This is a genomic window from Rhizorhabdus sp., from assembly GCF_018006725.1.
GTDB lineage: Bacteria > Pseudomonadota > Alphaproteobacteria > Sphingomonadales > Sphingomonadaceae > Rhizorhabdus.
Genome location: NZ_JAGMXV010000229.1, coordinates 1 through 7,211, shown reverse-complemented (window position 1 = coordinate 7,211; position 7,211 = coordinate 1). Strand labels below are relative to the sequence as shown.

Annotated in this window: 7 protein-coding genes; 4 read left to right on the top strand and 3 right to left on the bottom strand. The window is 62.5% G+C overall.

All coding sequences use genetic code 11. The features are described from left to right. A partial coding sequence (locus KAY22_RS22110; protein WP_296625349.1) for an SDR family NAD(P)-dependent oxidoreductase occupies positions 1 to 387 on the bottom strand: 387 nt, incomplete at its 3' end. A 69-nt stretch (positions 388 to 456) separates the two neighbouring features. Here KAY22_RS22110 and KAY22_RS22105 point away from each other — a divergent pair. The 4 genes from KAY22_RS22105 (at position 457) to KAY22_RS22090 (ending at position 5,910) form a co-directional block, all read left to right on the top strand. Further along, a complete protein-coding gene (locus KAY22_RS22105; protein ID WP_015449258.1) occupies positions 457 to 1,023 on the top strand; it encodes a TetR family transcriptional regulator in 567 nt (188 codons plus the stop codon). Positions 1,024 to 1,761: 738 nt separating this feature from the next. Then, the gene (locus tag KAY22_RS22100) at positions 1,762 to 4,464 is read left to right on the top strand and encodes a TonB-dependent receptor (protein ID WP_015449259.1); all 2,703 of its coding nucleotides are present in this window, start codon (positions 1,762 to 1,764) and stop codon (positions 4,462 to 4,464) included. Between the two features lie 10 nt (positions 4,465 to 4,474). After that, positions 4,475 to 5,179 (top strand): PepSY domain-containing protein, encoded by a 705-nt coding sequence (locus tag KAY22_RS22095; RefSeq protein ID WP_004213138.1) that lies wholly within the window; start codon positions 4,475 to 4,477, stop codon positions 5,177 to 5,179. After that, a complete protein-coding gene (locus KAY22_RS22090; protein WP_031342995.1) occupies positions 5,176 to 5,910 on the top strand; it encodes a PepSY domain-containing protein in 735 nt (244 codons plus the stop codon). Before KAY22_RS22095 ends, KAY22_RS22090 begins: the two co-directional genes overlap by 4 nt. Positions 5,911 to 5,913: 3 nt before the next feature. On the opposite strand, the gene hutC is transcribed toward KAY22_RS22090, so the two are convergent. Further along, entirely contained in the window at positions 5,914 to 6,603 is a 690-nt protein-coding gene (gene hutC, locus KAY22_RS22085; protein WP_230588639.1) for a histidine utilization repressor, read from the bottom strand. 191 nt (positions 6,604 to 6,794) lie between these two features. Next, a partial coding sequence (locus KAY22_RS22080) for a DUF411 domain-containing protein (RefSeq protein WP_296625347.1) occupies positions 6,795 to 7,211 on the bottom strand: 417 nt, incomplete at its 5' end.

Sequence of the window (7,211 nt, the reverse complement as noted above, 5' to 3'; positions counted from 1 at the left end):
GATCCGGCCGCTCCCGCGCAGGCGCATCGCGGGGACAAAGGCGCGGGTGATGTGGATGGGCGCCATGAGATTGAGCGCGATCTGGCCTTCGACCTCGGCGTCCGACATCTCTTCGGTGGCGCCGATCACGCCGCCGCCGGCGTTGTTGACCAGAATATCGACGGGTCGACGCGCCTGCGCCCGGGCCACGACCGCAGCAATATCGTCCTTGACCGTGACGTCGAGCGCTTCGACGCGCAGCTGGCTCGGATATTTCGCCGCGAGATCATCGAGGCTTTCGGGCTTGCGGGCCGTCGCGGTAAGGTCGTCGCCAGCGGCCAGGATCAGTTCGGCCAGATGGCGGCCGATGCCGCTGGACGCGCCCGTGAGAAACCAGTGATTGGACATATGTTACTCCATATATTACCAACTGGTAGGTAACTTGAAACCTGGAATGCGTCAATGCTTGGAGGTGTGATGAAGCAACGAACCCGGCGGAATGCCGCACAGAGCCGCGAGACGCTCCTGGCTGCAGCGACCGAGGAGTTCGCGTCCCATGGGCTGGCGGGCGCGCGGATCGACCGGATTGCGCAGGCGGCGGGTATCAGCAAGCCGATGCTCTACACCTATTTCGGGGACAAGGAGGCGCTCTTCGATGCCGCGCTGACGCAGGAAGTGATGGACGCGGCGCAGGCCGATCGCTTCGATCCCAATGATCTTGAGGGTTATGCGGGGCGCACCTATGACTTGCTGGTCGAACGCCCGCGCCTGTGGAGGCTGCTGACCTGGCATCATTTGGAGCGTGGCCAGGATGTTCTGATGCTCCCGGCCGGCGAGGTCCTTCTCGGGGAGAAGCTGGACGGGATCGCAGCGGCGCAGGCCGAGGGGCGGATCGTCGCCGACTTCACGCCCCTGGATGTCGTCCGGCTTGTCGCCGCCCTCACCCAGCTCTGGTGCATGACCGGAGCTGCACGCGACGCTGCCGAGCACGCGGCGCGCCGGGCGACGATCATGCGGGCGGTGGGGCGACTGCTGCGCGTGTGATCGTGCGAGGCGCGAGCTGCACGCCCGCGCGCCGACCGGGACACAGCAAGCATTTTTCGCAACCTGCCGTACTGCCCAGCGGCAAAATCAGGGCGGCTCATGCACAAGCCGGCCCGTCGGCTCCGCGGATGCGATCGACGTTCGAGGACTGCGCCGCCACTGCCGAACCGGATTGGATCATCGCCAAGTGACCCAGTGGCTGCGCGACGATCTCAGGTCGCCGGACTCGTCGCACGACGTTTCGTCAGGAGTCGTTTCATCTGCCTCAAAAGGCGAACCTGCGGCTCAATCCGGAAGAAGGCGCGACACATCCAGGAAACGAGGATCAAATGCGGTCCGCATCGGTATTACTTTCCCTGGCGCGTGCAAGCTCAGCAAAGGACTAATGTTCCCGGAGCATCTCTAGCGCTATACCTAGGTATATCACGCCGACACCAATAACATGTGATCATGCCGCTTCGCATTCTTGCCGGCCAAATGTCCCGATCATCAAATCGAAGCGTGCGAGGCTGTATTACGATATGATATTCTATCTCCTATCTCAGCAGCTTTGCAAATGAGCGCTCGCAAAAATATCTCTTCAGTCATGAGGGTTCGACGTCTGGCGTGCGTATTATAGCTATATCTATATCTAAATTTCACGAGAATAAGGTATTGGAAAAACAGGAAAAATACTGTTGACCTGTATATACAACTGATGTTGTCTGTGGCTGTTCTAAAACGTCAGGGGGATTGCACATGACCATCAGGATGGCCCTGCTCGGCAGCGCCGCCATCGTCGCGGGCTACGCCGCGCCGGCTCTCGCTCAGGCCGATCCGACACCGCAGCCAAAAGCACAAGTCCTGGGGGATGACAGCGACATCGTCGTTACCGGCTCACGAATCCGTCGGCAGGATCTGGCCGGGGTTGGACCGGCCACCGTGGTCACCGCCGAGCAGATCCAAAATACCGGCATCGTCAATATCGAAACCGCCTTGCAGCGTTTGCCGGCCAATGCCGGCTTCGCGGGCAACCAGACATCGGCCTACTGGACCAACAACGGTTATGGCACTGCTCAGGTCAATCTGCGCGGCCTCGGCATCAAGCGCACACTCGTGCTCCTCAACGGCCGACGCCTCGTCGCGGGCGGCACCGGCGCCAATTCCTCACCCGATCTCAACATGATCCCGGTCGTGGCGCTGGCACGCACCGATGTCCTCAAGGATGGCGCGTCCGCTATCTACGGGGCCGATGCCATGGCCGGCGTGGTCAACCTTGTCACGCGCACCGATTATGAAGGCCTGGGTCTCAGCGTCCGACAAGGCATTACCGAGCGCGGCGACGGCTCCGATCTCACCGCGGACCTACTTTGGGGCATTCGCAACGATCGTGGCGGGTTCATGGCAGCAGTCACCTACCAGAAGACCAGCGCCGTCAACATGGCCTCGCGTGCGCCCTGCTCGCTCGCTGAAACGACGCCGGGCTCGCTGAGCTGCGTCAACAGCGCCTCGACGATCGGCGGACGCGCGGTGCTGCCCAACGGCCAACAGATCAACTTCAACCAGGTACCCGGAGGGAACGGGAACTTCTACGAGCCTTACAGTCCCGCCAAGCACAACTTCAACTCGAACCCGTTTCTCAATGCGGTCAGCCCAGTCGAGCGCGTCAGCACGGCCTTCTTCGCGGACTATGCGCTGACCGACGGTATCCAGGCGTTCGGCGAGTTCCTCTATACGTTCCGCAAGTCGAATCAGATCGCGACACCCGGCACGCTGCGCAATCTCTCGATACCAGCCAGCAATCCGACCAATCCGACCGGCCAGAACCTGGTCCTGGCCCAGCGCCGCCTCGCCGAACCCGGCGCGCGCCACTTCTTCCAGGAGACCGATACCTGGCAAGGCACCTTCGGGCTGCGCGGCAAGCTGGCGAACGACTGGGCCTGGGAAGTCGCGGGCAGCTTCGGGCGTAACACGGCCGTCGACGGCTCGACCAACATCGCCAATCTCGAGCGCGTCGCGAACACGCTCGACAGGAGCAAATGCTCCAGCACGGCGGGCGCGGCCATCCCCTGCGGTGACTATCTTGGGTTCGGAGACCTGACACCTCAGGTTCTGGATTATATTCTGTTCACCTCGCGCGATCGCGGAGGCAACGAACTCGGCACGGTCACGGCTGACCTCAACGGCGATCTCTTCTCCCTTCCAGCCGGCGCGGTGTCCTTCGCCACCGGCGTGGTCTATCGGCGCGAAAAAGGCTGGCGCGATCCCGACCCGTTGACGGTGCTCGGCGTGGCGAACGTCAATCAGCAGGATCCTATTTCGGGCTCGAGCACCGCCAAGGAAGCCTATCTCGAGCTATCGGTGCCGGTGCTTGCCAACACAGCTTTCGCCAAGGCGCTCACGCTCGATGGCGCAGTCCGCTACTCAGACTATAATCTCTTCGGGAGCGACTGGAATTACAAGCTCAGTGCCGACTGGGTAGTCAATGACAGCATCCGTCTGCGCGGCACTTATGGGACGGGCTTTCGCATTCCCAACGTGCCGGAGCTTTTCGGCGGCGTCTCGGAAGGCAATCTGACCACGACCGATCCCTGCTCGCGCTACACCTCCAGCGGCAACGTGACCTTGATCGCCAATTGTCAGGCGTCCGGTGTGCCGGCCAACTATACGCAGCTCGGCACCACGATCCTCACCACAGTGGGCGGTAACCAGAGCCTTCGGCCCGAAAGCTCCACGACCTGGACCGTTGGTACGGTGATATCGCCGCGCGGCATCATCCCAGGGTTGTCGCTGACGGCAGACTGGTTCGACATCAAGATCAAGGACGCGATCCGGGCCATTCCCGGCTCGACCAAGCTCGCAGTCTGCTATGCGAGCCAGAACCTGTCGCACCCGTTCTGCAGCGACTTTACGCGCAGCGCGCTGACCGGCGAGGTCACTTACCTCTCCGCCCAGCCCATCAACACCGGCCGCGAGGAGATGAATGGTCTCGATCTGGGTCTGGTGTACAGTGGTGCGGTGGGCGAGGTGAAGATCTCCTTGGATCTCAACATGACCTATCTCAACAAATATGTCGTAAACCCCTTCCCCGGCGGCGCGCCGATCTATTTCGACGGGTTTATCGGGGGCGGCAATGGCGGCTATCCGAAATGGCGTGGTTATGGCGTGCTGACGGCGGAAAAGGACGGCATCAGCGCGACCTGGTCGACACAATGGATCGGCAAGGCGACCGACTTCAACGCATCGGCCGGCGACATCGGCTACCGCACGCCGAACGTCTTCTACCACAATCTTCAGCTTGCCTTCGCGATCGACGAGAAGACACGTTTCCAGATCGGGGCCGATAATCTGTTCGACCGCAAGGCGCCCTATATCCAGAGCTTCACCGATGCCAACACCGACACGATGACCTATGATCTGCTCGGACGGCGCTTCTACGCCGGCTTCCGAACCGCGTTCTGAAGGGCAGCACATGGCAATTCGCTGGCCTTTGGTCATCCGCCGGACGCACAAGTGGCTGGCCCTGATCGTCGGCGTCCAGGTTCTGCTCTGGACGCTGACCGGCTTCTATATGGTGGCCGTCCATATCGACATCATCCATGGCGACGATCTGGTCCGCCCACCGGTCGTCGCCCCCATCGACCTTGCGAGCTTCGTCCCGCCGGCGCGGATTGTTCAATCGGCTCCCGACGCGTCCGAGATCCGCCTGCAACGGTTCATGGATCAGCCCGTCTGGCGCGCGCAAACCCCGGGTGGTCCAAGACTCTTCGATGCAGGTTCGGGACAGCCCATCCCCGATTTGAGCGAGGCACAAATCCGCGCCGCCGCTCGGCGCATCTACAGCGGCACCGGGGACATCGTCGCAGCCCGGCTGCTGACGACGGCGCCACTGGAAATGCAGGCGCGCAAGCCTCCCTATTGGCAGGTCGAATTCGATGCCTGGAACCGGCCAACCCTGTATCTCTCTCCGCAGACCGGTGAGCTGATCTCGCGCCGCCATGCGCTGTGGCGCGTGTTCGATTTCGCGTGGATGCTGCACATCATGGACTATGACGATCGCTCCGACGTCAACAATCCGCTGCTGCGCGTGGCGACCTGGAGTGCCCTTGCCATGGCGCTGGCCGGGGCTTGGCTGCTGCTTTGGTCGTTCCCGCGGCGCAGGAAGAAGAAGGCATGAAGAAAATCCGGTTCACCCCGCTCTTTTTTCGGCGCATCCACAAATGGGTCGGCCTGATCCTGGGCGTGCAGTTTCTCCTTTGGGCTCTGAGCGGCTCGATGATGGCCTTGCTCGATCAGGAGAAGGTCGGCGGACACAGTGCGCAGGCCAGCCATCAGCACGCCCTACCTGCCGGTGACTATATTGCGCCGGCAAAGCTCGCTCTTGATGGTCCCGTGCTCGGCATCGCCTTGCGGTCCCTTGCCACACGCCGCGTCTACGAGCTTCGATCCACCACGGGCACGCGGCTAATCGACGCGACGAGCGGCGCCCCGGTTCGGGTCGACGAGCAGGTCGCGCGCGACGTCGCGACGATGGTGAATGAAGCACCGATCCGCAAGGCAACGTTGCTCGCCGAACCGAATGTGGAAGCGCGCGAGCACGAAGGCACCATGTGGCGACTGGATTTCGCGGACGCAGAGAACAGCAGCGCCTACATCTCCGCCGACACCGGCCGATTCCTGGTCATGCGCGGCGACACATGGCGCACCTGGGATTTCTTCTGGATGCTCCACAATATGGACTATGTGAACCGCACCAGCTTCAATCACCCGCTGATCGTCTTCGTTGCGTTCGGTACTTTGTGGCTGTCGGGGACGGGCTTCTACCTGCTGTTTAAGAGCTTCAGTCGCGCCGACGTGCGATGGTTGCGGCGCAGGCGCAAATCGGCCGTCAAGTTGGGCGCGGGCTGATCGCTAGGTCCCAACAGAAAAAGCCGCCGATAGCTCGAACCGATTGCCCGGGTGCGTGAGCCAAGCGTGCGATACGAGACGTCCGCGACTCCAGGTTCTGCGCGTCATCATTAGCACTGGTTCTCCTTCAGCGAGGCCCAGCATTGTTCGCATGGCTGTATCCGGCATCGCCGCGCACACCCGGTGCTCTACTCGCTCGAGCGGGGCAACACGTGTCAGATATTCATTCGGCGTCGAGGCGCTGAAATCCCTCTCTCCGTAGCGTGGCGCAGCAGATGCCAGCACAAAGCGCTCCTCGACCTGAATTGGGAATTCGGTCTCGTGATGGACGATAAGCGAATGGAAGAGGCGCGTGCCCAAGCCGACTTCCAGCAGAGCTGCCCTTTCCGCATCAGCCCGTATCTCGATATTATAAATGACGCGCGCGCGATAGGCGTGGCCCCTGCCGCGCACCTCCTCCGCGATGTTGCGGATCTCGATCAGCTGCCCGATCGGCCGGGGCTCGGCGACAAAGCTGCCCCGCCCCGCCCGCCGTACCACGACACCGGCCGATTGCAGTTCCCGCAACGCCCGGTTTGCGGTCATGCGCGAGACTTTGAACGTCTCGACGAGCTCGGCCTCTGACGGCGTCTGGTCGCCGGGCTTCAGGCGACCTTCCCGGATGTCCTCGAAAATGCTGTCTTTGATCGCCACATAGCGAGGTTGCTTCTCCGCACCGGCAGCGTCGACCGCGGGTTCGCCCACAGAAGCAGCTTTCGTCCGGGGAGCGGATGCGCGGCTATGGGGGCGAGCGGGAGCATGCATCAAATGACTATACAGGTGGGGGCGAGCAAGTCCCAGTCATTCAAACAGGAAATCACCAGCGAGAGCCGAGGCGTGCGTGATCAATGCCGCGCGAAGACCTTCTGGCCCGAACTGCCGAACGACACCACCGCATAGGGTTGGCGGGCGGCGCCTGCCACTTCCATGCCCTCCGAGCCGATCGGCATCCCCGCCACCGCAATGCCTCTGACGCCTACGGGACGGGTTGCCAGCAGGCGCTTGATATCGGCGACCGGGACATGGCCCTCGATCAGATAGCCATCAACCATCGCGCTGTGGCAGGATGCCAGCGTGCCCGGCATGCCGGCCCTCCGCTGAAGCGCCCCGCGCGACGCATCGTCGCGCATGACGATCGTGCGGCCCAGCTTCGCGCGAAGCGCCTGGGCCCACTTCTCACAGCATCCACAACCCGGGTCCCGGTGGACGACGACATCATTCGCCGCAAGCGCTGCGCCGGGCAGGGCGAGGAACAGCAAGGC